The organism is Cuneatibacter caecimuris, assembly GCF_004216775.1.
GTDB classification, from domain to species: Bacteria; Bacillota; Clostridia; order Lachnospirales; family Lachnospiraceae; genus Cuneatibacter; species Cuneatibacter caecimuris.
On record NZ_SGXF01000001.1, the window covers coordinates 1,226,606 to 1,250,728 of the forward strand.

A 24,123-nucleotide genomic window follows, 5' to 3' on the forward strand; every position below is an offset into this window, starting at 1 on the left:
AATCATTTCTTCAGAATAATAGTTATCACCTAATGTCTCTATCATTCTTCACGATCTTCATCACTTCCAAAACTTATACCCGTATTAGAACCTTTTTAAAATAACTATATCTCTACTTATTTTACACTGTACTTCCATTTGTCTTTTCTGACACAATTCCACACAACCCTCGTATTGTAGTAAACGGGCACTAATAATGACAAAAAGCATAGCTTTCCTTAGTGGAACTATTCGTCAGTCTCCTACTAATTATTTTCTCCGTCCATCTTATCTAATTCCCCAATACTCTCTAAAAAATGACATTCCACAGGAGACAATATATATTCCTGATTTCTTTTATACCTTTCATACTCTGAATGCGCCTTCTCTAAGGCCTGCTGATGTGTTACTTTCCCCTTTGTTGTTAATATATCACGTCTGGTCATCCTAAGATAATCATCAATAGTCTCCAGCCAGTCTTTCATATACATTGGTTCCTGATTTAAAGCATGTACCTCTGCAATATCCAAATATGCCGTGACAATTTTATTGAGTGCATCTAACTCTTTTTCATCAAGATAATTTTTCGCCACTTCTACATCCGAGAGCTTTATACGTTTGCCACTCCATGTAGTCAGTCCCATATTATCTTTATCTGCATCTGCCCTTTGGTAAATCACCTCTGCCGCTGTGTGCTTATGTGCTGCCCAATGCATCTTGTTTTGAACCTGTTTAAAAAACTGCACGGAACTCTCTGCCTTCGGATTGTAGTCAATACTGGTTGCATAGATTTCCAGCACTTTTCTCCAAAACACTTTTTCTGAAGACCTTATATCCCGGATACGTGCCAGCAACTCATCAAAATAATTTCCTTCACCAAGGTTCTTTAATCGTTCATCATCCAGCGCAAATCCTTTTTTCATATATTCTTTCAGAATATTTGTGGCCCAAATCCTAAATTGCGTTCCTCGCAAAGATTTTACGCGATAGCCAACAGAAATAATAACGTCAAGATTATAAAAATCCACATGATATCTTTTTCCGTCAGAACCAGTTGTTGCAAAATTTGCAACAACTGAATTTCGGCTTAACTCGCCTTCTAAAAAAATATTTTTTATATGTCTGGATATCGTGGATTTATTTCTTTGAAATAGATCTGCTATCTGATCTAACGATAACCAAACAGTGTCATTATCAAATGTAACTTCAACTTTGGTAATTCCATCCTCTGTTGTGTACATTAATATATTTGATTTTTCCACTTTCCTCTCCCCGTCAAAAAAAATCGAATAAGAACTCGAAGATTATATTATTCTTTAAAATAGTTTCCACATGTGTCGAGTGGATAATAATGATGTCTAAAAGACGTGGTTCACCCCTAGAGGAGTTTCTCTTGTCTAATTTTGTTAACTCGTAAATAATATCACCTTTTCAACTCCTATCCGTTTTATGTTCCAATATTTTATCGAATCCAAATATTTCTTCTCCACATCACTGATGATTCTGGTTTTATATTTTCTGTATTCACTCGTTGCTTTATCAAATGCTTGTTTCTAAGTAACACTTCCGTTTCCTTGAAGTAACTGTTCGCCACTCATTGTAAGTATACGGTCCAAACGCTCTGCCCAATCGCTCATAGTCATTACCTGTTCCCGCTCTGCCTGACATTCCGCAAAATCAAGATATCCTGAAACAAGTAATCACGCCCAGATTATAATAATCCACATCATATACTTTTCCGTTAGCGGCAGTGTAGGCAAATTTTGCCCATACTGATTCTTTAGGCAATTCTCCTTCTTTAAAAACATTTCTCACATGCTTGCCTATTATGCTTCTATCTCTTTGAAACAACACCGCCATCTGATCAATTGACAACCAGACCGTATCTCCATCAAAAGTTATATCTTTCTTTGCCAAACCATCCTCTGTTGTGTAGATAATAATATTTGATTTTCTATTTATATCGTCATTACTATACACTCAGTTCACCACATCTCCTTTGTTTATCTATATTTGTGTCTAATGTCACTCTGGTAAAAAACATATTATTAACATGCAAAATAACTAAGATTCCACCTTAAGAATAGACTATTTTCAATGCAAAACCACTATATTTTGTGGTTCTACTCCTCTATTTTCCTTTCAAGCCACAATTCCGCATCATTACAACAGTTTCCGTATGCCCAGTCCACCCAAAACAATCCACCCCCACCATCTTCTCCACGCCAAACCCCACCTTCAAAAACCCCTTCAAATCCCGGGCCAGAGTTTCCGGATTGCAGGAAATATAGACCACGCGGTCCGGCCGGATTTCTCCCACCGCATGAATAAACTCCTCCGTGCTGCCACTGCGGGGCGGGTCCAGAAAAATCACATCCAGCTTTTCCCCTGCGGCAGCCATATCCAGAATAAACTGAGTGGCGTCCGCACAGTAAACCCGCATGTTCTTCACCTGGTTGCGCTTCACATTCCATCCGGCGTCCCGTACCGCGTCCTTGTTCAACTCCACGCCAATGACCTCCGCAGCCCGGTCCGAAGCCACCAGCCCGATAGTGCCGATGCCGCAGTACGCATCTAGCACCCGCTCGCCCCCTGTCAGCCCGGCCCATTCCACGGCCTTGCTGTAAAGGACTTCCGTCTGCACCGGATTTACCTGATAAAAAGACTTAGGGGAAATGCGGAAAACCTTTCCGCAGAGCACATCTTCAATATATCCCCGGCCATAAACCGCAGTTTCCTTGTCTCCCAGCACCATACTGGTGCCCCGGCTATTGACATTGACCACCACAGTAGTGATCTCCGGGTGCTCTTTTCTCAGCGCCTTAATAAAATTATTCTTAGAAGGGAGCACCGGGGAAGCCAGCACCAGCACCACCATAATCTCGCCTGTGGCAAAGCCCCGCCGGATCAGCACGTGGCGCAGCAACCCGTAGCCCGTATCTTCATCAAATGTCCTGATTTTAAAAGACTTCAGCAGACTGCGAATGGTGACGATGATAGCATCTGACTTCTCATCCTCAATCAGACAGGAGTCCACCGGCACCACCCGGTGGGAACCGGCTTCATAAATCCCCGAAATGGGGTTGCCCTTCTTATCATGGCTGAATACCGCGTGCACTTTATTGCGGTAATGCCAGGGATTCTTCATCCCGATTATTGGCTGCAGCTTTCCAAAACCGCCCAGCAATTCCTGAAGCTGTTTCTGTTTCTCCTTTAGCTGCTGCTCATAGCTCATATGCAGATAACTGCAGCCTCCGCATTTCCTGTAAACCGGGCACAGGGACTGAGGCCCGGCGTTACCCCGCTGCTCTTCCTTTCCGGCTTTCCATTTCATTCCTCCGGCCTTTCCGCTTCCCCCTCTTTCCGGTTTCTGAAACTCTCTGCCATTCCCCTGCGCGGCCCCAACCGCCTCGTTTTTTCTGCTCACCACACCGGCTGCAGCTTTCACCCCCACATCCGTTTTCTTCTTTCCAGCTCCCCGGCCTCCCGCTTCTCTGGCGCCGCTTCCTGCTTTATCACCATAGGAAACATCTGCCTTCCTCACCGTTTTTTTCTTCTCAGCCCCGCTGCCTTCCTTCACACAGTCTCCCTCATTGCAATTTTCTGCAGCACCATTTCCTGCAGCGTGATTTTCTGGAGCAAGATTTGCTCTGGCACGGTTTCCCACAGCAGGTTTTTTGAATCCTTTCTTTCCTGCCCCGCTTTTTCCAATTTCACTTTTATCCACTCTATATCTCCCAGTCCTGTCCGACGCCATAACTCCTCCATCATTTTCAGCCATATTCTTTCTCACTCCGCAAATCCTCCGTTCCAGCGCTGCAGCGTTCCCTCCTGAAACGTATATTCCGCGGTACGGAAAGGGTAGCCGATCTCATCCGCATAATACCAGGGATCTTCCGGATGGGCGGGGTTATTCAACACATGAAAATCCTGCGCCGGCATGTACCCCTGGGCCAGCAGAAATGCCCTTCTGCCCGGCATATTTCCCGTTCCTCCGGCCATGCCGCTATCCCCACAGCCATCTTCGCCGCCTTCATTTCTACCCCCTCCGTCCCCAACAAAATCCGCGGTATCCACCACCAGCACGCAGTGCCCGGGGCTTCCCCCCTGGACCCACAGGTCCCCGGCCTTTATCTCTCCGGCCTGAATGGGCTCGCTTTCCGCATCCAGGGAAATCGTGCCTGCGTATATGATCACATTCCGGATATACTTCCTGAAATTTTCATAGGAATCATCAGGCCCGGCCGTCTGCTGCCAGGACACGCTGCTGCCGGAAACCGCCAGGCGGCCTCCGTTTTTCCAGGTTTCCCAATCCATCAGAAAACCGCTGGTCAGATGAAACTTCAGCTTGGCCTGCTGCCCTGTCGCCCAGAAATATTCCGCGTATACTCTTAAAACAGAATCCGCGCACTGCTGCAGATTTTCCTCCCCAATATCCAGATCAAACACCGCCGCATCGCTGCCCTGGTTGGCTTTTACACTGCCGTCATAGAGCAGAACCGGACTCCCGTCCGGCTTTAGCTTCATCTGACGCATGAACTGCAGCAGAGACCCTTCCGACGCTTTTGTCCTTACAAATCCCTCCGGCACAGCGAAACGGCTTTCCAGCGTCATTCCGTTCTTTTGAATGAACTGCTGTGTCTTTGCCCCTGCTGCTCCGCCTGTCTCATCCGGCATTTCTGTCTCCCCATAACCGGGATATAGGCCTTTTGCAGGATCTGAATTTTTATTTGCTTCACTGTCCATCTCCCCTGCCCCGCTGGCAGCAAAAGAACCTGGCAAATCCGCCTTCTGTGTCTTTTCCGGAATATCCGCCTTCTCTGCCCCGCAGCCGCCTGTGCACAGGCCGAAAGCCAGGGCCAGAATGAACAGCCCGATCTTCCATATGGTCTTTATTTTTTTCATTTGATGCCCTCAATAATCCAATGTGCTGCTGTTCAATGTCCCCACGCCCTGTTTATTGCCGGGGCCCACGACATCCTGACGGCCGTCCCCTGCTTTTCCTGACGCCCGCCTCTGACATGCTCCCATATATTCCTCTGCAAATTTCCGCCCCGTCCCTCGGCCCTCCAAAGCCCTGGAACAGGCGTCCGTTTGTATTCCCGCCATCAATTAAATTTCTAAGGAGATTATACCACAGAATTCGCCATAATCAAAGTTTTTTCGCGCAATGATAAAATATTTTCCGCCATACTGTTTAAATTTTTCTGAACCCTTCTCCCTTTTCCGGTTTCTCCCTTGCGCCCCCGGCAAACTGCTGATAAAATAAAGCAGAACCACATGTTATAAATGCATTGTAAAGCGGGTGAAATTTCATGAAATCCATCGCAATTATAGACGACGATATATATATCGGCAACATGCTGGAAGAACTGCTCTCCAAGGAGGGCTACGCAGTCCTCCGGGCTTATTCCGGCACGGAAGCGCTGCTTCTTCTGGGGCAGCGCAGGCCGGACCTGGTGCTGCTGGACCTGATGCTCCCGGGCCTGCCAGGTGAAAAGGTCCTGCCGGAAATCCGCGGGATTCCGGTGATCATTCTCAGCGCCAAAGCCGGAGTGGACGATAAAGTGAATCTGCTGCTGGGCGGGGCCGCTGACTACATCGCAAAACCGTTTAACACCAGAGAGCTGCTGGCCCGAATCACCGTACAGCTCCGCGCAGCGGCAGGCACGGAAAATCAGGCAGTTTATGTTTTTGACGGCCTGGAACTGGACACGTCCGCCAGACAAGTGTCTGTCCACGGTCAGCCGGTACGGCTGACCAAAACAGAATTTGCTATTTTAAAGCTTCTGATGCAAAATCCTGATCAGGTTATCACGAAAACCATTCTTCTGGACCGCATCAGCCAGGATACCCCCGACTGCATGGAAAGCTCCCTGAAGGTCCACATCAGCAACCTGCGCAGGAAACTGCGGGAGCCTGGCGGCAGAGATTATATTGAAGCTGTCTGGGGGATCGGATTCAAAATGAAGGAGGAATAAAAGATTTACTGTTTCTTAACCATTTTCTTTACCTGTTTCTTAACCATCGGCTGGTAGACTGGGGGCATCAAAAGTAAGGAGGCAATGAAATGGATTACGTACTGACAGCAGATGCCCTCACCAAACAATACGGGCATTTTAAGGCGCTGGATAAGCTGACCATGCGGGTTCCCAAAGGGGCGGTCTATGGGCTGGTGGGGAAAAACGGCGCGGGCAAAACCACGCTGATCCGCCTGGTATGCGGCCTGCAGGCCCCTTCTTCCGGCAGCTATGCGATATACGGCAGAAAGGATACGGACCGTGATATCGCAAAATCCCGCAGGAGGATGGGCGCTGTGGTGGAGACCCCTTCTGTCTATCTGGATCTGTCTGCCACGGACAATCTGAAGGAGCAGTTCCGCGTTCTGGGGCTGCCTTCCTTTGAAGGAATCCCTGAGCTGCTGCGGCTGGTGGGCCTGGAAGACGCCGGCAAAAAGAAGGTGAAGAACTTTTCCCTCGGCATGCGCCAAAGGCTGGGCATCGCCGTGGCCCTGGCCGGGGATCCTGATTTTCTGGTGCTGGATGAGCCGGTAAACGGGCTGGACCCCCAGGGAATTATCGAAATACGGGAGCTGGTTCTGAAGCTGAACCGGGAACGGCAGATCACCGTGCTGATCTCCAGCCACATCCTGGATGAGCTTTCCAGGCTGGCCACGCATTACGGCTTTATCGACCAGGGACGCCTGGTCCGGGAAATCAGCGCCAAAGAGCTGGAAGCTGCCTGCCGGAAATGCACCCGCCTGACAGTATCTTCCTCTGCAGCCCTTGTGCCTGTCCTGGACCGGCTTGGTCTGGAATATTCCGTCATTTCTGATACAGAGGCAGATATATATGGGGAAATCAACCTGACAGAGCTGGCTCTTGCTTTGGCGGAACAAAACTGTGAGATTAAAAGTATACAGGAACATCATGAGAGCTTGGAGAGCTATTATGTCAATCTGATTGGAGGCGGCCATGAATAAATTATTGTCTGCTAATTTTTCCCGATTAATAAAAAACAAAGCATTTCTGGTCAGTATGGCCTGTATGCTGGTCTTCGGAGTTTTTATTTCTGTCAAAAGCTACATGAACCAAATCCAGTACGGCACTTCCTTTCTGGTGGATAACATATTTTTTGGGTATGCTGCTGTAATTCCGATTTTGTGCGCCGCTTTCTGCAGCCTGTTTACAGGCACTGAATACAGCGACGGAACCATACGGAATAAAATTATTGCCGGGCACAGCAGGGCTTCCGTCTATCTGGCCAATCTCCTCACCTGCTCGGCCGCCTGCCTTCTCATGGGACTGATCTATATGGCCGCTGTGGGAGCCGTGGGGATTCCGCTGCTGGGGGCGTTTCATGTTGATCTCAAAATTGTAGCGGTTTTCGTTCTGGACAGCTTCGCTATGATCCTGTCTCTGTCAGCAGTTTTTGTTCTTTTAAGCATGCTCAATCAAAATAAAGCTGCTGTAGTGGCAGTCAGCCTGATCGCCGTGATCCTGCTGTTTGTGGCAGCCAGCTATGTGCAGAACAGGCTTTCCGCCCCGGAGTTTTATGATGGTTATGTTTTTACAGATTCGGCAGGGAACTCCCAGACCCAGAGCATTCCCAATCCGGAATATCTCCGGGGCAATTCCAGGACAATCCATGAATTCCTGATGGATTTCCTCCCCACCGGCCAGGCAATTCAGATAGCAAACATGTCGGCTCCCCGCCTGTGGCAGATGCCAATGTATTCTCTGATCATTGTGGCAGGAACCACTGCCGGAGGCCTCCTGGCCTTCCGCAAAAAAGACTTGAAGTAAAGGAGTATTTATGGAATTCTGGTTGTGGAGTCTGTGCAGTCTTCTCATATGTGTCACTATTCTGCTGGTTTGTAAAATCCATGTCCTGAAAAAATCAGCAGAAGAAATTTCTGACGCCTTTTCCGACAGGCTTCATACAGAAACCAACACGCTCATTGATATTTCCAGCCGGGACCCGCACATGCGCAGGCTGGCGGAAAAAATCAACTGCCAGCTGCGCATCCTGCGGAAAGAGCGGAGGCGTTTTCTCCAGGGAGACCTGCAGCTGAAAGAGGCTGTCACCGATATCTGCCACGACCTGCGCACCCCTCTCACCGCTGTCTGCGGATATCTGGACCTGCTGGAGCAGGAAGAGGTTTCCGCCTCTGTCCGGCACAGCCTTTCTGTGATCAGAAACAGAGCAGACGCTCTGACGGAACTTACGGGTGAACTTTTTCACTATTCTCTGCTTGCATCTGTTGAAGAAGAGAAGCTGGAGCCAGTGGATCTGAAGGCCCTGTTAGAGGAAAGCCTGGCCTCATTTTATGGCGCGATGAAGCAGCGGAAGGTCGTCCCGGAAATTTCCATGCCCGGCCTTCCTGTAAAACGCATGCTGAATTCCACCGCTGCTGCCCGGATTTTCGGCAACATTCTCAGCAACGCGCTGAAATACAGCGGCGGGGACCTGCAGGTTTCCATGGATGAGGAGGGTGAAATTGTTTTTGCAAATACCGCTCCTGAACTGACTCCGGTGATGGCAGGCAGGCTTTTTGACCGGTATTATACGGTAGAGGCAGGAGAGAACTCTACCGGCCTGGGCCTTTCCATCGCCAGGCTTCTCACGGAGCGGATGGGCGGGGAAATTTCCTCCCGCTGCATTGACGGAAAGTTACGGATCACGCTGCGCTTTCCCCAGCATTCCTAAACTGTTCCAGGCAGAAATTCCCCGGCAGCGCAGACTGAATCCGCACTGTCGGGGAATTGCTATGAGAGGTTTTCCCGAATCAATATTTCGTTTTTCATATACCAGACTTCCTGCTCCGGCCTGGACTCTCCCACCAGGTACTGGAATGCCAGAATCACTGCTTTATAGCCCTGTTGAAAAGGTTCCTGTCCGATGACAGCGGCAATCTGCCCATTTTCAGTGAGCCTGCTGACAGAAGGCGTCCTGTCATTCGCAATCACCGTCAGGTTCCGTCCCGCCTCTTTAATGGCCCGGCACACGCCGCTGGCGCCGGAAGCCACTACATAAACTGCCGTCAGTTCCGGGTGCCGGGACAGCATGGCCTTTGTCTGCACATATGCGGTCTCGTCATCATCCAGGGTTTCAATCACATCCTTGATCTCAAACCCTGAAAAATGTTCTCTGCACAGCTGGGCAAATCCGCTGATCCGCTGATTGTGCCCCAGGCTGAGCACGGTTCCGGTTGCCACTCCGATCTGCGCTCCTCCCGGGCTGATCAGCCCCAATAGCCCGCAGGCCGTTCTTCCGCTCTTGATAAAATCACAGCCTACATGGCAAAGCCGGCGGCAGCCCTCCACATCGGTATTCAGCGTGATCACTGGAATACCTGATTCTTCAAGGCAGTCGATCTCCCGGGCGATTCTGGGGTCGTTCACTGTATGCAGGATCAGCAGGTGGATGCGGGAAGACATTTCCCGCATCCGCTCCGCCTGTTCCTCGATATGATATCCTTTCATGGTAACCACTTCGATATGAATTCCGTAATCCCGGATTTCACTTTCCGCCTGCCGGATTCCGGCCAGCACCTCGTCGAAGAATTCCACTCCCTCAGACAGCATCAGCACGCCGATGGTATAATTTTTCTTCCGGGCAGCCAGGGCCTGGCCGGCCAGATTTTTCCGGTAGCCCAGCCGGGCAGCTTCCCGGCGCACCATCGCTTCTGTCTCAGGACGCACCTTTCCCCGGTTATTGAGCACCCGGTCCACAGTCCCTCTGGACACACCGCAGGCCTCGGAAATCTGTCTGATCGTCACAGCCATTATGCGAAGGGATTCTCAGTGGGATACAGCATTCCCTTAGGCTGGTTAAATCCGATATTTGTTACTCCCAGATATTTAAACACTTCAAACAGAGCTTTGCCATGATGGCCGAAGGCCACTGCGCCATGGTGGGGATAATTTTTCTCCACCAGCACATGGCGGTAGAACCTGCCCATTTCCGGGATGGCGAAAATGCCGATGCCGCCAAAGGAACGGGTAGCCACCGGAAGAACCTCCCCGTTTGCCACATAAGCCTCCAGCTTTGCGTCAGCGGTGGACTGCAGGCGGAAGAATGTGATATCGCCAGGGATGATATCGCCTTCCAGCGTGCCCTGGGTCACTTCCTCAGGCAGAGTTCTTGCCATAATCATCTGGTACTTCATGTTGCAGAAGGACAGCTTGCTGCTGCAGGTATTTCCGCAGTGGAAGCCCATAAAAGTATCTTTATGAGTGTAATTGTACTTGTCTTTAATTTCTGATTCATACATGTCCGCAGGCACAGTATTGTTGATATCCAGCAGGGTCACCGCATCCTGGCTCACGCAGGTTCCGATAAATTCGCTGAGCGCGCCGTAAATATCCACCTCGCAGGATACCGGAATTCCGCGGCCGGTGAGGCGGCTGTTCACGTAGCAGGGCACAAACCCGAACTGGGTCTGGAACGCGGGCCAGCATTTGCCGGCAATCGCCACATATTTTCTGGAACCTTTGTGTTCTTCCACCCAATCCAGCAGGGTCAGCTCATACTGGGCCAGTTTTGGAAGAATTTCCGGCTTCTGGTTGCCTGTTCCCAGCTCTTCTTCCATTTCTTTCACAATTTCAGGAATCCTGGGATCGCCTGCGTGGTTATTAAAAGCTTCAAACAGATCCAGCTCGGAATTCTCTTCGATTTCAACGCCTACATTGTACAGCTGCTTGATCGGCGCGTTGCAGGCCAGGAAATCCTGGGGTCTGGGGCCGAAGCTGATGATCTTCAGATTGTTCAGTCCCACGACCGCTCTCGCGATGGGTTCAAATTCATGGATCATATCTGCGCACTCAGAGGCTGTCCCCACCGGATATTCGGGGATATATGCTTTAATATTGCGCAGCTTCAGATTGTAGGAAGCGTTCAGCATGCCGCAGTATGCGTCGCCTCTTCCTCCCACCAGGTTATCCCCGGTCTCTTCAGCTGCGGCCACGAACATTACAGGGCCGTCGAAGTATTTTGCCAGCAGGGTTTCAGGGGTTTCAGGGCCAAAGTTGCCAAGGTAAACCACCAGGGCGTCGCAGCCTGCGCTTTTCAGTTCTTCCAGCGCCTTCATCATATGTACTTCGTTTTCAATACAGGTTGGGCATTCATAAATGTCGCCGTATTTTTCTTGATACGCTTTGATCAGCGCTTCTCTTCTGGAAACGGAGAGTGTCATGGGAAAGCAGTTTCTGCTCACTGCCGCCACGCCGATTTTTACTTCAGGAATGTTATTCATCTTCTTGTCCTCCAATTTGATCATCCGGTCACACCCGGAGATTTTCGCCCTTCAGGCCGCACACCGCGCCTTCAATCCCTGCATCAGGATGGGCGATCAGCCATTTGTTCCGCGCCGTCATCAGCGCATCCTCCGGTGAAACCGCAGGCTTCTTTTCCAACGGCAGGTTGGTATCCCTGGGAAGCACCACCACGCAGCGGAATCCCTCTCCTTCCGCAGCGCTGCAGGGCGCGTAATGCAGCGTAGTGGCATACAGCTCCACGCCCACCCCTGCGGGCAGCAGGAAGGCCTCTGCCTTTGCCGTATCATAACTGTAATCTGATTCCATATCCTGCTGGCATCCCAACAGCAGAATCAGATCCCTGCCCACTGCAATATCCACCTCTGAAGAACGGTGGTATTCCAGGGCGTTCAGCAGATGGTTATGGCCGTTGCAGTACCCGATCTGTACCGGAAGGCCGCCGTACATGCTCTCTGTCAGCTCTTCAAATACCGGCAGCGCTTCCAGCTCCGGCACAGAAGGCACATAATCCACGCCCTCCGGCAGGGGAGTCTTTTCCATCTCCTCCAGCAGAGGTTCCAGAGAATAGCCGCTGATAACCCGGCCGTACTTTGCAAAACCCGCATCCGTTACCTTTTGAATGTCCATGATTACCTCCTTTACTTTTGTGCACGGGCACACTTTGTTTTTATTATAACGCGGCGGCTTAATTTGTCAACCTTTTTTCCGCTTTCCTCCTTGACAATTCCTGCCCCGGGCCTACAATAAACATAGAGAGGAGTTTACAATAATGTGGATTTTATTTGCATTCGGCTCCGCGCTGTTTGCGGGCCTCACAGCGATACTGGCAAAGTGCGGGATGAAAGATATGGATTCCAACCTGGCCACCGCCCTGCGCACCTGCGTGGTCCTTGTGTTTTCCTGGATCATGGTCCTGATCACCGGCTCCCTTCCCGGCATCACCGCAGTCAGCAGTGAAAACTGGCTGTTTTTGATTCTGTCCGGCCTGGCCACCGGCGCGTCCTGGCTCTGTTATTTCCATGCTCTTCAGATCGGCAGCGTGAATCAGGTGGCTCCCATTGACAAGTCCAGCACTATTCTCACTATGATTCTGGCCTTTTTGATTCTCGGCGAGCCCCTGGGCTTTCTCAGCGTGCTCTCCATCCTGCTCATGGGCGCGGGCACCTGGCTGATGGTACAAAAACGCCCGTTTACGGGTTCCTCTGCCTGGGGCCAACCGGATAAAAAACAGGGGCCCGTAAAGCGGCACGCTGCAGCGCAGCCTTCCGGCAAACGCGGCTGGCTCTTCTTCGCTCTGGCCTCTGCTGTTTTCGCAGCGCTGACTTCAATTCTTGGAAAAGTAGGCATGCAGGAAATAGATTCCAACCTGGGCACCGCGATCCGGACCTGCGTGGTCCTGGTCATGGCCTGGCTGGTGGTATTTCTCAGAGGCTCCCTCTCCTCCATCCGGAAAGTCACCGGGCAGAACTGGATGTTTCTGATCCTGTCCGGCTGCGCCACCGGCGCGTCCTGGCTCTGCTATTACCGCGCCCTTCAGGAGGGGCCGGCCAGCGTTGTTGCGCCCATTGACAAACTGAGCATTCTGGTCACCATTGCTTTTTCCTGGATCGTATTCCGGGAGAAGTTGAACCTGAGGGCCGCTGCCGGACTGTTCCTCCTGGTGGCAGGCACCCTCCTTCTGCTCATTTAACGCAGCTGCTTTCCGTATACTGTATAGCCGTTTTTGCCTTTCTTCTTGGTTTCATAGAGGGCGGAATCTGCATTTTTATACAGAAGTTCAAACTCCGCTCCGTCCCGGGGCGAGACGGCAATGCCTATACTGGCGGAAATCCGCGCGGATTTATTTTCCATCACAAAACTGTACTGCAGCTGTCCGTTTAGTTCCACAGCCTTCTCCCCCAGCCATTTCAGGGAAGGAATGGCTGAAAACACCACAAATTCGTCGCCGCCGATCCTCCCCACAATATCTTCCGGCGCAAACTGCGCTTTCAGATTTCTGGCAAACTGCAGCAGCACATCGTCCCCCGCCGAATGACCGAATGTATCATTAATCATTTTAAAGTTGTCAATATCCAGAATAAAGAAAGCGTACTGGCCGTCAGGACATTGGGCCAGTCTTTTTCGTATGCTGTTCTGCGCAGCTGCCTTATTATACAGCCCGGTCAAGGAGTCCATCTCCATTTTTCCCAGCATATCCTGCTCCCGCAATTTTTCTTCTGTAATATTCTGCCGGTATGTGAACATACGGATGGAACGGTCCTCTTCCCAGCGGAAGATCCTGGCAGTAATGCGCATCCAATAATATGAGATTCCGTCACTGGTGAGCATAAAATCATACTGAAGGCTCTCCTGGCCGTTGTCAAAAGCTTTCAGCACGTTTTCAGGACAGAAGGTTTCCACATAACCCCGGCGGTATTCTTCTTTGATCTGCTTCTCCGCCACAATTTCCAGCGCTTTGTCATAAGGCGTATTCCTGGGCGCGCCCAGGCTCTCGAAATACTCTTCCGTAGCTTCACTGGCGGGGCGGTTATGGGTGATATCCAGCTCATAAATATTTTCATACAGCTTCTCTGTCTCTTTCTGGAAAATATTCTGGTGGGTCCGCTCTCTTTTCACTGCAAGTTCTGTGATTTTTTGATTATATTTCCTGATAATTCCTGAAACAATAAACAGAATCGCAGCCGTCGCCGCCAGCGTCACCAGCAGGCCTGCCACGACCTGCCTGCTAAGGCGCTGTTCCATAGCTGTGCTGCTGTAATCAATGAGCAGAAACCACTCCAGGTTTGGAATGTACTGCGTCACTAGATACCCGCTGTCTCCATAGTTTCCGTACCAGAAGGTCTGGACCTCTTCCCTGTTGCCCAAAATGTCCTCTTTCAGCTCCGGATAGCCGCAGTTGTCAAACAGCCCCTCCGCTTTGAACCCCGTCTTATCCGTTGATACCTCAATCAGCCCCGACGGGTTCAGGAGATACGCTTCCACGTTAAACCGTTCTTCATACTCTTTCAAAAGCTCCTGAAGATAATCCACCCGGAATCCCACGCCCACAACCCCCATGGTATTTCCTTCTTCATCCCGGATTCTGCAATTAATAAAAACCGTAATTTCATTGTCCGCTGCTTCATCATTATCAATATTCAGAGAGTATTCCGAATCTGATTCCAGGAAAGCATAATACCAGTCATTTTCGGGATCTTCCGGCTTCAGCTGCCGGTCCACTCCGTTGAAATGATAATATCTGCCGGTCTTTGCAGAAACCAGGAAAACCGAATCATAGCTGTACTTCTCCCGGTAAGCCATCAGGTAGCGGCGCATCCCTTCGAGAAAATCCGTCTCGTCCATATGCCCGGCTTCTTGATTCAGAAACTCCTTCAGCAGGCTGTCATTGGCCATGGTCAGCGAAATATTCACGGGTTTTGTGAAAATGGTGTCAATTTGATAGTAAATTCCCTCTGAAGTCAGGTTGGATACATGCTCGATATCTGTATGAAAGGCGCCTCGGTTAGAAATCAGATTCACCGCTGTGGTAACCACGAAGCCCAGCGCGATCACACAGCAGATCAGAATGCTGGTTCTGGCCTGGATATTCTTTTTCATGCCATCCCTCCTTCAAATGTACAGAGCTGCCGAAAAATAAATATCTTTTTTCCGGCAGCCCCATCTTATCCACATTATTTCATTTTTGGAAACAGATCCTTAACCGCCGGATAAATGCTCCGGTATACGGCGTATCTGTCATTATATTTTTCCACCAGATAAGGATCCGGCTCCGTGGTCTGCACAACTTTAATCAGTTTTGCGCAGGCTTCTTCCACGGAAGCATATTTACCGCAGCCCACTGCCGCCAGAATGGCGGCGCCAAAAGCCGGCCCCTCTTCGCTGTTGATCTTGTCTATCCTGATATTCAGCACATTGGCCATGATCCTGCACCACAGAGGGCTCTTTGCCCCTCCGCCGTTGATTCTGGACCGGGTCACGGATACGCCCATCTTCTTCACTGTCTCGAATGAATCCCGCAGGGAAAATGCCACACCTTCCAGCACAGCCTGGGTCATCTCCTCCCTTGTGGTGTCCATGGTCATGCCGATGAATGTCCCCCTGGCCTCCGGATCGTTGTGGGGAGACCGTTCTCCCATCAGATAGGGCAGGTAATAGACATGGTTGGCGCCCAGTTCCGTAATGCCCTTCTGTTCTTCAGGATAGTTCTTCGTACGGATGATTTCATCCATCCACCACTTATTGGAAGCGGCTGCAGCCAAGGTTACTCCCATGTAATGATATCGGCCGTCCGCGTGTGCAAAAGCATGCAGGGCATTGTCCGGAGCCTGGGCAAAATCCCGGCTGGCCACAAATACCACCCCCGAGGTTCCCAGGGAAATATTGCACATCCCATGTCCCACTGTTCCTGTCCCCACAGCTGCCACTGCCTGGTCTCCGCCGCCTGCCACCACCTTCACGGTATCGGGAAGGCCCAGCTGCTTCGCAATCTCCGGCTGGAGCGTCCCCACCGGCTGATAGCTCTCATAAAGCTTTGCCAGCTGGTCCCGCCTGATTCCGCACAGCCCGATCATCTCCTGAGACCAGGTCCTGTGCTCCACATCCAGAAGCAGCATCCCGGAAGCATCCGACATATCGGTGCAGTGCACGCCGCTTAAACGGTAAGCCAGATAATCCTTGGGCAGCATAATTTTCGCTATTCTGGAAAAATTCTCCGGTTCATTCCGGCGGACCCAGAGGATTTTCGGCGCGGTAAAACCGGTCAGGGCCATATTCGCCGTCCAGGCGGAAATCTTTTCTCTTCCGATTTCTTGATTCAGATAATCGCACTCATCCTGGGTGCGCCCGTCGTTCCATAAAATCGCCGGGCGTATCACCTGGTCCTGTTCATCCAGCAGCACCAGGCCGTGCATCTGTCCGCTGAAGCTGATGCCGTCCACTGCAAAAGCATCCTGCCCTGCCATCAGTTCCTTCACGCCGTCGGCAAAACCATTGTACCAATCCTCCGGATTCTGCTCGGACCATCCGGGCTTTGGAAAATACAGCGGGTATTCCCGGGATACAATCTTTTTGATTTCTCCCTTTTCATCCATGAGCAGAAGCTTCACCGCCGACGTCCCTAAATCAACTCCAATATACAGCATGCTCTTATTCCTCCGTGGATTCCGCGGACTGCGCCTCCGCCTCGTCTTCATAGGTATATCGGATCACGCCCAGGATCACAATATCCGTCCCGTATCCGTAATCCCCCTTCACCAGCTGCAGGCTGGTGATATAGCCGTCGTTCATATCCTGCTTCCAGTTGTAGGTCACTGAATCCAGCGTGTTGCTCCCTGACTCGTCCGAGCTCTCCCTTAGTTCAGTCTCTTTCCCATACAGCTCATGGAGCTGGTCCAATGTCTGATCAAACAGGGCGTCCAGGGATTCCGCATTCATCCCGTTTCCGTTGGCCATAAACTGATAGGTGGCGCTGCGGAACTTTTTGTCACCGCCGAAAACGAACTCCATTGTCACCGGGACTTGTCCGTTTACTGTAGTGGCCGCCTCCTGGGGATAATAACAGGTATACTCGGTGCCTCCCAGCTTTCTGGAATCGCCCATGTCCACGCCCAGGGCCGCTCCCACGCCTTCCACATCCAGATCGTAAGAAACCCCTTTATAGCTGTAGCCCAGCTGTTCGTCATACAAGTCCTTCAGGTCCAGATCGCTCAGCTGGTCTGCAGATACGTTAAATGTAGGAAGAACGGAATCGTCCTGGCCCAGGCCGCAGCCTGCCACAGACAGCAGCATCACCGCGCCCAGCCCCAGCGCAGCACATTTTTTAAGAATTTTTCTCATGTCCAAAACCTCTCTCGATATTTTACGAAAATCCTTCGTCAGTTACAGAATTTTCTTTTATTATACCGGATATGGTTATGGATTGCAAGCGCCTGCCTCAGTTTTCTGCTTCCTGCTGCAGTTCTTCCATCAGCCTGTGCACAGTTGTCATTTCCCGCAGTTTCCAGGCATTCTGGCCGCAGAACAGCAGCGCGTCGTCCACCTGCCCTCTGGCCGCCCGCACCAGGGCTCCTGTAATACAGTAAGGAATCGAAGAGATATCACATTTTTTCAGGCATCCGTAACACTTTTGAATTTTTTCCGGCCCGGCTTCCCGCGCTTTCATAAAGGGATTGCGTATGGCTCTTCCCGGCATCCCCACCGGGCTGTCCACCAGGATAATATCCTCCCGGTCCGCTTTCAGGTAGGCCTGTTTATATTCCTCCGCCGCGTCGCATTCTTCTGTGGTCACAAACCGGGTAGCCATCTGTACGCCATCGCAGCCCAGAGACATATAATAATCAATATCCTTTCTGTCATATACGCCGCCGGCAAAAACTACCGGAATCTTCTTTCCATATTTCTGTTCATATTCCCGGACGCATGCAAGAATTTCCAAAATCTCTTTCTCATATCCCTCTTCTGCATACTTCTTCACAGCTTCTTTGGAATATCCCAAATGGCCGCCGGCCTCAGGCCCTTCAATTACCACCAGATCGGCAGTCCTTCCATAATGACGGTCCCAGAGTTTTAATAATACCTTCGCTGTCTTGGGCGGGGAAACAATAGGCGCAATTTTTATGGAGGACCCTTCCACAAGTTTAGGGAGATCGGAGGGAAGCCCGGCGCCCGAAATAATCAGGTCAGCCCCTGCCTCAATACAGCACTCCACATACTCTTCATAATGGGACAGCGCGCACATGATGTTCACGCCAATGATCCCGCCGCCTGAAATTTTCTTTGCCCTTTTAATATGACAGGCCAGAGCGCGCAGGTTGGCCGCCATAGGGTCCTGTTCAAAATCCGGTTCCAGGTACCCGGGATGCGCGGCAGAAATCACGCCCACGCCGCCTTCCTTCGCTACCGCTCCGGCCAGCCCCGAAAGGCTGATCCCTACGCCCATTCCGCCCTGGATAATGGGAATCTTTGCTGTCAGATCACCGATTTGCAGTGGTTTTAATTTCATTTTCAAATCCTCTTATCAAAGTTTTTATTGTTTTATGATGTGGTTTTTAATACTACTTTCTTATCATAAGGGATAATACTTTGATTGTCAAGATATTTTACAAACTGATTGTAACTCTGGTGTTTTTATGCTATAACGAAATAAAAGAAAAGGGGAGGTATATATATGAAATTCGGAGTTTGTATGAACCTGGCTGATGAGCTGGAGAAAGGGTCTCTGGAAGAGCATTTGAAGCAGATTTCTGCTGCCGGCTATGATTATGTGGAGACGTCCGCCGCCGGACTGAAGCCTTTGACATCCCTGCAGCTGGAAGAGATCAAAAACGCACTGGCGGGAAACGGCCTGTACTGTCCCAGGGCAAACTGTTTTTTCCCTGTGGACGCCCGCCTGGTTGGGCCTGATATCTGTCCGGAAATGCAGCTGGACTATCTGCAAGACATCCTGCCCAAAGCATCGGAGCTTGGAATCCAGGTGATCGTGCTGGGCTCCGGCAGCGCCCGCCGCGCACCAGAAGGCCTCGGCCACGAGCAGGCGCTGCAGCAATTTTCCCGGGCCGCGCGGATCTTCGCCCAGACAGCTTCCCGCTGGAATATCCAAATCGCACTGGAACATTTAAATCCCAAAGAAACCAACCTTTTGACCACATTGGAGGAAACCGTCCGATCTATGGATCTGGCGGATCATGCTGCCTGCGGTTTTCTGTTTGACTTCTACCATGTGGACCTGTCAACGGAGGATATCCGCTGGGTATCTGAGAGAAAGGAACGCCTGCTGCATGTGCACACCGCCCTCCCTGGTTCCCGCCTGTACCCCTTTCCTGAAGACTCCAATATTATGGAAAGCTTTTTCCGGACTCTGAAGGCAGCGGGATACAACGGCACGGTCAGCCTGGAAGGCAGTATGCGGGATGATGTTTCTTATGAAGACAACCTGAAGAACAGCCTGGAGCTGCTCAGACAGGGAACATCCGAGAAATAATTCATCTTATCCGTCCAGTCTAAGGGGCTGGCAGCAGGGGCAATAATAGACAGATCCGCCTAAATAAGTTTCTTTTGTCAGCGGCCCCATGCATACCGGACAGGGGGATTTCCAGGTGTTTTTGGACATCTCTGTCCGGTATCCGCCGGGGCGGCCGAAGAGATCCTTTTCCGTATCCCTTCCTCCCTGAGCCGTCATTTCACGCAAAATATCTTTTGTGCATTCCAGAAGACGCCCCAGCTCCTCCTGGCTCATAGTCCCCATCTTTCTCTTGGGGTGGATGCCCGCGGCAAATAAAATATCCTGCAGCGTCCCGTTCCCAATCCCCGGAAATCGCTGTTCTGCTGCCAGGAAAGCTTTCGCGCTCAGCCCTGGACTGCTTTCTTTGGCTCTGTCCCAAAAATATCCCGGAAAATCTTCCGTGAAAGGGGATATTCCTTCCCTGCTTTTCTGATAATATTCATTTTCAAGGTCTCCATTGTGAAGCAGAATGCTCCCGTACATGGCCACGGTAAAAGCCAGAGCCATCCCATTGTCCAGACCGATCACCAGCTGGTAATTCCCAGGCACTTTCTCCTGGGGGCACAGTCTGACGTTTACGCCATCGTTAAAGCACAGTTTTACTCCTCCCTCAAAAGATAATTCCACAAAAATCCCAAACCCTTCTGCGGTTATCACCCTGCGGCCTTTTAACGCAAGCTCGTAATCCGCCGGGTCTCCGCTGAACCAGCAGAATTTGTGAGGTTTGGCGGGCGGCAGAACATACGCCACGCTTTTCCCGGCAGCCTCTTGTTTCAGCTGACCGGCCAGTGTCAGGACTTCAGGCAATTCCAGCATCTCATATCTCCTCTCTGCATGCGCGGACAGCCGGACCCTCCGTACCTATTCCGGAGGGCCCGGCTGTCTGTTATTTATTTACTATAGATTCAATTCCTTCCCGGGCCGCTTTTCCCCGAATATTTTCCAGCCGCGCATCCCCGCAGCCTTCCAGTTCTGCCAGGTGCGTCCACCATGGCTGGATCTCTCCGCGCCACTGCACCTCAAGATCACTGACCTGCAGGCCGCTGATCCGGCGGGCATACAGCCCCGGAATTCCATGCTCATAGAGATTGCGCATGGATGGCTGTTCATCAAACAGCCCGCCCGGCTGGGTTCCCTGTTTTTCCATGGAAATATGAATATTCTTCAGCCGGATCTGCTCCACCGGACAATCCTCATCCGCCCCCAGGAATATACAGGACTCTGCTTTCAGTGAAATATTCTCAAAAGATACTTCACGGATTACGCCTGTTCTCTTTCCTGACTCCTTATGGGCGGCATTTCTCCAGGTATTGCTGATGAACACCGGTTCTCCTTTTCCCCACCAGCCAGGGGCAAAGGCCCGCCCGGGGGCGTCGGCATAGCGCCGTACCGCGCCGGTCAGATCGTGTACCCTGATGTTTTCCAGACAGGCGCCGTCCCGCACCCAGATTCCAATGGCTCTGGAACAGTCCTCAATAATACAGTCAGACATCAGAATATTCCTGATATCCCCATGTGTTTCCGTGCCCACCTTCAGCGCTGAATCGTGAGAATGCAGGATGCACCCCCGGATGATAATATTCTGGCAGGGCCCGTACAGCCTGGTCATGGGCTCCGTGGTTTTCACCACAATCGCGTCGTCCCCGGTGCGGATGATGCAGTCGGAAATCAGCACATCCTGGCAGCTGTCCGGATCAATCCCGTCATTATTGGCGCCCCGGTTATTGTTCAGGATATTGATCCCCGTCACACGCACTCTCCGGCAGCCGGCCATGTGCAGAGTCCAGTGGCTGGAATCCCGGAAGGTCACGCCTTCAATCCGCATGTCCTCCACATCTTCAAAAAAAGTGAGTCTGGGGCGAAAACCGTTTGTAAGAACAGGGCACTCATGGAAGCCTCCGTCCGCCCCGTCATCCGCCATGATCCGGCTCCCCTGCCCGTCGATCACGCCTCTGCCCGTCACCGCGATGTCATGGCAGTGCGCCGCTCCCAGGAAATAGCCGCATTCCTCCTCCGCTCCGTCAGGCGCTTCCGTCTGCACGATATGCTCCCGGTTTAAAGAACACCGGAGGACCGCCCCCGCTTCCAGATGCAGCTCCACGCCTGTTTTCAGCCGGATCGTTCCGCAGAGATAGTCTCCTGCCGGCACCGTTACCCGGCCGCCCCCGCCCGCGCTGCAGCTGTCTATGGCTCTCTGTATGCTGGGCCCGTCATTTGTCACCCCATCCGCCGCAGTACCAAATTCTCTTACATCAAACTGATTCATTTCTTTGCCTCCCTATGGCTGCGGCACACCTTGCCGCAGCATACCTCTAACCCCTCCAGCTCCAGCAGATGCACCTTTACGTCCAGCCCTCCGCCGTATCCCGTCAGGCTGCCGTCCGAACCCACCACCCGGTGGCAGGGCACAATGATAGAAACAGGATTGCGGTGATTTGCCATCCCCACCGCCCGGCAGGCCCTGGGCCTTCCGATCTGCGCGGCAATCTCTCCATAACTCCTGATTTCTCCGTAGGGAATGGTTCTCAGCGCCTCCCAGTCCTGCTTCTGAAATTCTGTCCCCCGTAGGGAGAGGGGCAGGTCAAACTCTCTCCTGGTTCCCGCGAAATATTCTGACAGCTGCTGTTTCGCGGTTTTCAGCAATTCCGTTTCTTTTTCCTCTGCCGGCGCCATCTGTTCTCCCTCAAAGCGGAGTTCCGCAATTCCTCCGGCCTCCTCAACCAGCGTCAGACGGCCGATGGGCGTCTGTACCTGGCTGTAATACCTTCCCTCATTCTTCATCTGTATTTTTCCCCAATCCACAGGCTGTTTTTTTCATTATACCAGCCGCAGCCCGGGATTACAATGGATTATTCTTTCGTTTCCCGCAGAGATCAGATATTGTGTGTTTCATATACTCTGTTGGCGTCCAGCATATGGTTCCACATGGTATCCGCCTTTTTCCTCAGCTGTTCCACAATATGAGGCCCATAATAGAAAATATCTTCTTTTTCCTCTTCCGTCACCATAGTCAGCAACTCCGTCTCATATCCTTCCAGCAGGTCCGCCAGTTCCAGCACGTTTTCAATCTCCGATCTGCTGATATTCTGAAACTCTTCCACTCTGCGGTCATTACGGGTGGGCCAGCGCAGGGACAGCTGCGGCTCTGCGGTGAAGTCTGTCCTGTCTGCCAGTTCCTGGAACTGGGCGGCATTCACTATATTTCTGAAAAAGCATTTCTGTACTTTCAGCCTGCGGATCAGCATTTTCAGCGGTTCTTTCGCAGTTTCTGCGGCAGCCTCCACAGCCTGCCCCAGCAGCTGCACCGCCTGATCCAGGCTGTTTTCCGCCTGCATCATGGTCTGGGTCAGCATAAAGACTGCGGTGAATCCCCTGACCCCTTCTATTCCCTGCATATCCAGCAGATCATTGGCCCTCTCCGGCGTCAGCGCCTGGAACTGGTAGGGACGGTAGTAACCGTATTCTTCTTCCGTCAGCTCCTCAGGATAAAGCACAAAAGGCCGGTTAATCCAGCGCTGGTGCTGGCATCCGTACATCATCAGGTCCAGCCCGGTATGGCGCAGGTGCGTAAAACTTTCGTCAATATGATACCAGGCGTCCAGAAGTCTGGACGCGGCCTCAGTTCCTGCCAGTTCCGCGGCACATTCTTTCAGCAGGGCCAGGCCTTCTGCCATATCCTCCGCCTGCCCTTTTTCCTTCAGCAGTTTCAAATAGCACTCCGCCTCATTCATATCCGTTTTGGGGATGTCCAGAACCAGATAACGGCTGCCGCTGTCCGCCGCTTTCTGCATATATCGGCAGAAAGCGATCATTTGGGGAATCCCTGTTACAGGAGGCTTGCACTGGAAAGGATTGGCAAAGCAGCTGATGGGGCGGTTCCCATGGCAGTCTCTGTCATTCACCACCTGCCCTTCTTTCAGCAGCGGCCAGACCGCGTCAATGGCAGCTTCCCTGTCCTTAAAGTCAATATTGGCATTGAGGTGAATAACCGGGTTTACGCCGCCTTCCTTTGCCCCTTCTGTCAGCGCGTCCATATAGCCGCAGATCCTGTCCGACATAGGGCGTTTCCGCACGGACATCGGGCCGTTGGGCCCCGCATAGGTGCCGGCGCTCCAGCTGATCCCTCCGCCGCTGTCATTGGACATCACGATAAAGAAATCGATCCCGGTCTCCCGGCACAGCTGCTTCATGGCATACCGGTACATGGAAAGCACTTCCGGATCGTCAATATTAGGGCTGTAATAAGGTTTCCTGGAACGCCTGGGATGATCACAGCGGGCCCCTCTCCAGTTGGGATGGTCCCGGTACGCCGCTTCCGGCAGCCAGAATGGCTCATTGCTGTAGAAAGCCCCCTTCAGCCCGATTTTATCCAGTATGCGGCATCTCTCCGCCACCAGCTCATGGCACCGGCGGATGTGTTCCTGAGGCAGATAAGGCTCCAGTTCCGGCGGGCAGATCACTTTGAAAAACTGTGCGTGCCCCATGCTCCAGTTGGAATAAGGGTCTGTCCTGTCCATATCCCACATCCAATGGCTTCTGGGAAGATCCCCCACCATCATATGGGTGCCGCCCAGCTCCTTCACCAGCCTGGCAGCCTGTTCAAATTCTTCCATCGAAGAAGTCTCTATGTGAAAAACCAATTCCTGATCACTCTTAAATTCCTGTTTCATTTCTCATTCTCCTTCATCCAATCAATTCACCTGTTTTATAAGCAATGGGGGCAAATCCCTTTCAGCCCGCAATCTCCAAAATCGCAAAAAGGCGCGCACATAAAGTTTTGGGGGCGAAACCCTGCCCTGTACTTCATCTGCGCGCCTCTACATCCTTCCTCTGCACGGCCCAGGTCCTGCTTCCAGCGGACCGGCG

The 24,123-nt window shown here is 51.6% G+C and carries 23 protein-coding genes; 6 read left to right on the plus strand and 17 right to left on the minus strand.

What is annotated here, in order from left to right; all coding sequences use genetic code 11:
* Nucleotides 1-245: 245 nt before the first annotated feature.
* The 6 genes from EV209_RS05810 to EV209_RS05830 all read right to left on the minus strand — a co-directional run bounded on the left by EV209_RS05810 (nucleotide 246) and on the right by EV209_RS05830 (nucleotide 5,088).
* Complete coding sequence (locus EV209_RS05810; protein ID WP_130434214.1) at nucleotides 246-1,220, minus strand: virulence RhuM family protein; 975 nt, start codon at nucleotides 1,218-1,220, stop codon at nucleotides 246-248.
* Nucleotides 1,221-1,532: 312 nt separating this feature from the next.
* Nucleotides 1,533-1,622, minus strand: coding sequence for a hypothetical protein (locus tag EV209_RS16945; RefSeq protein WP_334295311.1), 90 nt, complete (start codon nucleotides 1,620-1,622; stop codon nucleotides 1,533-1,535).
* A 34-nt stretch (nucleotides 1,623-1,656) separates the two neighbouring features.
* Nucleotides 1,657-1,959: a virulence RhuM family protein gene (locus tag EV209_RS16865; RefSeq protein ID WP_330520828.1), complete on the minus strand. Its 303-nt coding sequence runs from the start codon at nucleotides 1,957-1,959 to the stop codon at nucleotides 1,657-1,659.
* 151 nt (nucleotides 1,960-2,110) lie between these two features.
* Entirely contained in the window at nucleotides 2,111-3,760 is a 1,650-nt protein-coding gene (gene rlmD / locus EV209_RS05820) for a 23S rRNA (uracil(1939)-C(5))-methyltransferase RlmD (protein WP_243647504.1), read from the minus strand.
* An 8-nt stretch (nucleotides 3,761-3,768) separates the two neighbouring features.
* On the minus strand, nucleotides 3,769-4,884 hold the full coding sequence (locus EV209_RS05825; protein ID WP_130433917.1) for a DUF4846 domain-containing protein: 1,116 nt from the start codon (nucleotides 4,882-4,884) through the stop codon (nucleotides 3,769-3,771).
* 9 nt (nucleotides 4,885-4,893) lie between these two features.
* Nucleotides 4,894-5,088: a hypothetical protein gene (locus EV209_RS05830; protein WP_130433918.1), complete on the minus strand. Its 195-nt coding sequence runs from the start codon at nucleotides 5,086-5,088 to the stop codon at nucleotides 4,894-4,896.
* 206 nt (nucleotides 5,089-5,294) lie between these two features.
* On the opposite strand from EV209_RS05830, the gene EV209_RS05835 reads away from it, so the two are divergent.
* The 4 genes from EV209_RS05835 to EV209_RS05850 all read left to right on the plus strand — a co-directional run bounded on the left by EV209_RS05835 (nucleotide 5,295) and on the right by EV209_RS05850 (nucleotide 8,688).
* A complete protein-coding gene (locus tag EV209_RS05835; protein WP_130433919.1) occupies nucleotides 5,295-5,960 on the plus strand; it encodes a response regulator transcription factor in 666 nt (221 codons plus the stop codon).
* A gap of 89 nt (nucleotides 5,961-6,049) precedes the next feature.
* Nucleotides 6,050-6,961, plus strand: coding sequence for an ABC transporter ATP-binding protein (locus EV209_RS05840; protein ID WP_130433920.1), 912 nt, complete (start codon nucleotides 6,050-6,052; stop codon nucleotides 6,959-6,961).
* The gene (locus EV209_RS05845; protein WP_130433921.1) at nucleotides 6,954-7,784 is read left to right on the plus strand and encodes an ABC transporter permease; all 831 of its coding nucleotides are present in this window, start codon (nucleotides 6,954-6,956) and stop codon (nucleotides 7,782-7,784) included. The genes EV209_RS05840 and EV209_RS05845 overlap by 8 nt, the downstream gene beginning before the upstream one ends.
* Before the next feature lie 10 nt (nucleotides 7,785-7,794).
* On the plus strand, nucleotides 7,795-8,688 hold the full coding sequence (locus EV209_RS05850; RefSeq protein ID WP_130433922.1) for a sensor histidine kinase: 894 nt from the start codon (nucleotides 7,795-7,797) through the stop codon (nucleotides 8,686-8,688).
* Nucleotides 8,689-8,747: 59 nt separating this feature from the next.
* On the opposite strand, the gene EV209_RS05855 is transcribed toward EV209_RS05850, so the two are convergent.
* The 3 genes from EV209_RS05855 to EV209_RS05865 are packed head-to-tail and all read right to left on the minus strand — an operon-like array spanning nucleotide 8,748 to nucleotide 11,885.
* Nucleotides 8,748-9,767 (minus strand): LacI family DNA-binding transcriptional regulator, encoded by a 1,020-nt coding sequence (locus EV209_RS05855; protein ID WP_130433924.1) that lies wholly within the window; start codon nucleotides 9,765-9,767, stop codon nucleotides 8,748-8,750.
* Nucleotides 9,767-11,236 carry an L-fucose/L-arabinose isomerase family protein gene (locus EV209_RS05860; RefSeq protein ID WP_130433926.1) on the minus strand — a complete coding sequence of 490 codons (1,470 nt, stop codon included), beginning with the start codon at nucleotides 11,234-11,236 and terminating at the stop codon, nucleotides 9,767-9,769. Before EV209_RS05860 ends, EV209_RS05855 begins: the two co-directional genes overlap by 1 nt.
* Before the next feature lie 28 nt (nucleotides 11,237-11,264).
* Nucleotides 11,265-11,885 (minus strand): DUF4867 family protein, encoded by a 621-nt coding sequence (locus EV209_RS05865; protein ID WP_130433927.1) that lies wholly within the window; start codon nucleotides 11,883-11,885, stop codon nucleotides 11,265-11,267.
* A 142-nt stretch (nucleotides 11,886-12,027) separates the two neighbouring features.
* On the opposite strand from EV209_RS05865, the gene EV209_RS05870 reads away from it, so the two are divergent.
* Nucleotides 12,028-12,948 (plus strand): EamA family transporter, encoded by a 921-nt coding sequence (locus EV209_RS05870; RefSeq protein WP_207220573.1) that lies wholly within the window; start codon nucleotides 12,028-12,030, stop codon nucleotides 12,946-12,948.
* Here EV209_RS05870 and EV209_RS05875 read toward each other — a convergent pair.
* From EV209_RS05875 to EV209_RS05890, 4 genes are all read right to left on the minus strand, one after another.
* A complete protein-coding gene (locus tag EV209_RS05875; protein ID WP_130433931.1) occupies nucleotides 12,945-14,855 on the minus strand; it encodes a sensor domain-containing diguanylate cyclase in 1,911 nt (636 codons plus the stop codon). The genes EV209_RS05870 and EV209_RS05875 overlap by 4 nt on opposite strands.
* A 74-nt stretch (nucleotides 14,856-14,929) precedes the next feature.
* Nucleotides 14,930-16,399 carry a xylulokinase gene (xylB, locus tag EV209_RS05880; protein WP_130433932.1) on the minus strand — a complete coding sequence of 490 codons (1,470 nt, stop codon included), beginning with the start codon at nucleotides 16,397-16,399 and terminating at the stop codon, nucleotides 14,930-14,932.
* Nucleotides 16,400-16,403: 4 nt separating this feature from the next.
* On the minus strand, nucleotides 16,404-17,093 hold the full coding sequence (locus tag EV209_RS05885) for a hypothetical protein (protein ID WP_130433934.1): 690 nt from the start codon (nucleotides 17,091-17,093) through the stop codon (nucleotides 16,404-16,406).
* A gap of 97 nt (nucleotides 17,094-17,190) precedes the next feature.
* Nucleotides 17,191-18,258 carry an NAD(P)H-dependent flavin oxidoreductase gene (locus tag EV209_RS05890; RefSeq protein WP_130433936.1) on the minus strand — a complete coding sequence of 356 codons (1,068 nt, stop codon included), beginning with the start codon at nucleotides 18,256-18,258 and terminating at the stop codon, nucleotides 17,191-17,193.
* Between the two features lie 165 nt (nucleotides 18,259-18,423).
* On the opposite strand from EV209_RS05890, the gene EV209_RS05895 reads away from it, so the two are divergent.
* Nucleotides 18,424-19,236: a sugar phosphate isomerase/epimerase family protein gene (locus EV209_RS05895; protein ID WP_130433938.1), complete on the plus strand. Its 813-nt coding sequence runs from the start codon at nucleotides 18,424-18,426 to the stop codon at nucleotides 19,234-19,236.
* Nucleotides 19,237-19,242: 6 nt separating this feature from the next.
* On the opposite strand, the gene EV209_RS05900 is transcribed toward EV209_RS05895, so the two are convergent.
* From EV209_RS05900 to EV209_RS05915, 4 genes are all read right to left on the minus strand, one after another.
* Nucleotides 19,243-20,073 (minus strand): endonuclease VIII, encoded by an 831-nt coding sequence (locus EV209_RS05900; protein WP_130433940.1) that lies wholly within the window; start codon nucleotides 20,071-20,073, stop codon nucleotides 19,243-19,245.
* Between the two features lie 70 nt (nucleotides 20,074-20,143).
* Nucleotides 20,144-21,523: a glycoside hydrolase family 28 protein gene (locus EV209_RS05905; protein ID WP_130433942.1), complete on the minus strand. Its 1,380-nt coding sequence runs from the start codon at nucleotides 21,521-21,523 to the stop codon at nucleotides 20,144-20,146.
* Nucleotides 21,520-22,038 carry a methylated-DNA--[protein]-cysteine S-methyltransferase gene (locus EV209_RS05910; protein WP_130433944.1) on the minus strand — a complete coding sequence of 173 codons (519 nt, stop codon included), beginning with the start codon at nucleotides 22,036-22,038 and terminating at the stop codon, nucleotides 21,520-21,522. Before EV209_RS05910 ends, EV209_RS05905 begins: the two co-directional genes overlap by 4 nt.
* 92 nt (nucleotides 22,039-22,130) lie before the next feature.
* Nucleotides 22,131-23,927: a hypothetical protein gene (locus EV209_RS05915; RefSeq protein ID WP_130433946.1), complete on the minus strand. Its 1,797-nt coding sequence runs from the start codon at nucleotides 23,925-23,927 to the stop codon at nucleotides 22,131-22,133.
* Nucleotides 23,928-24,123 lie beyond the last annotated feature (196 nt).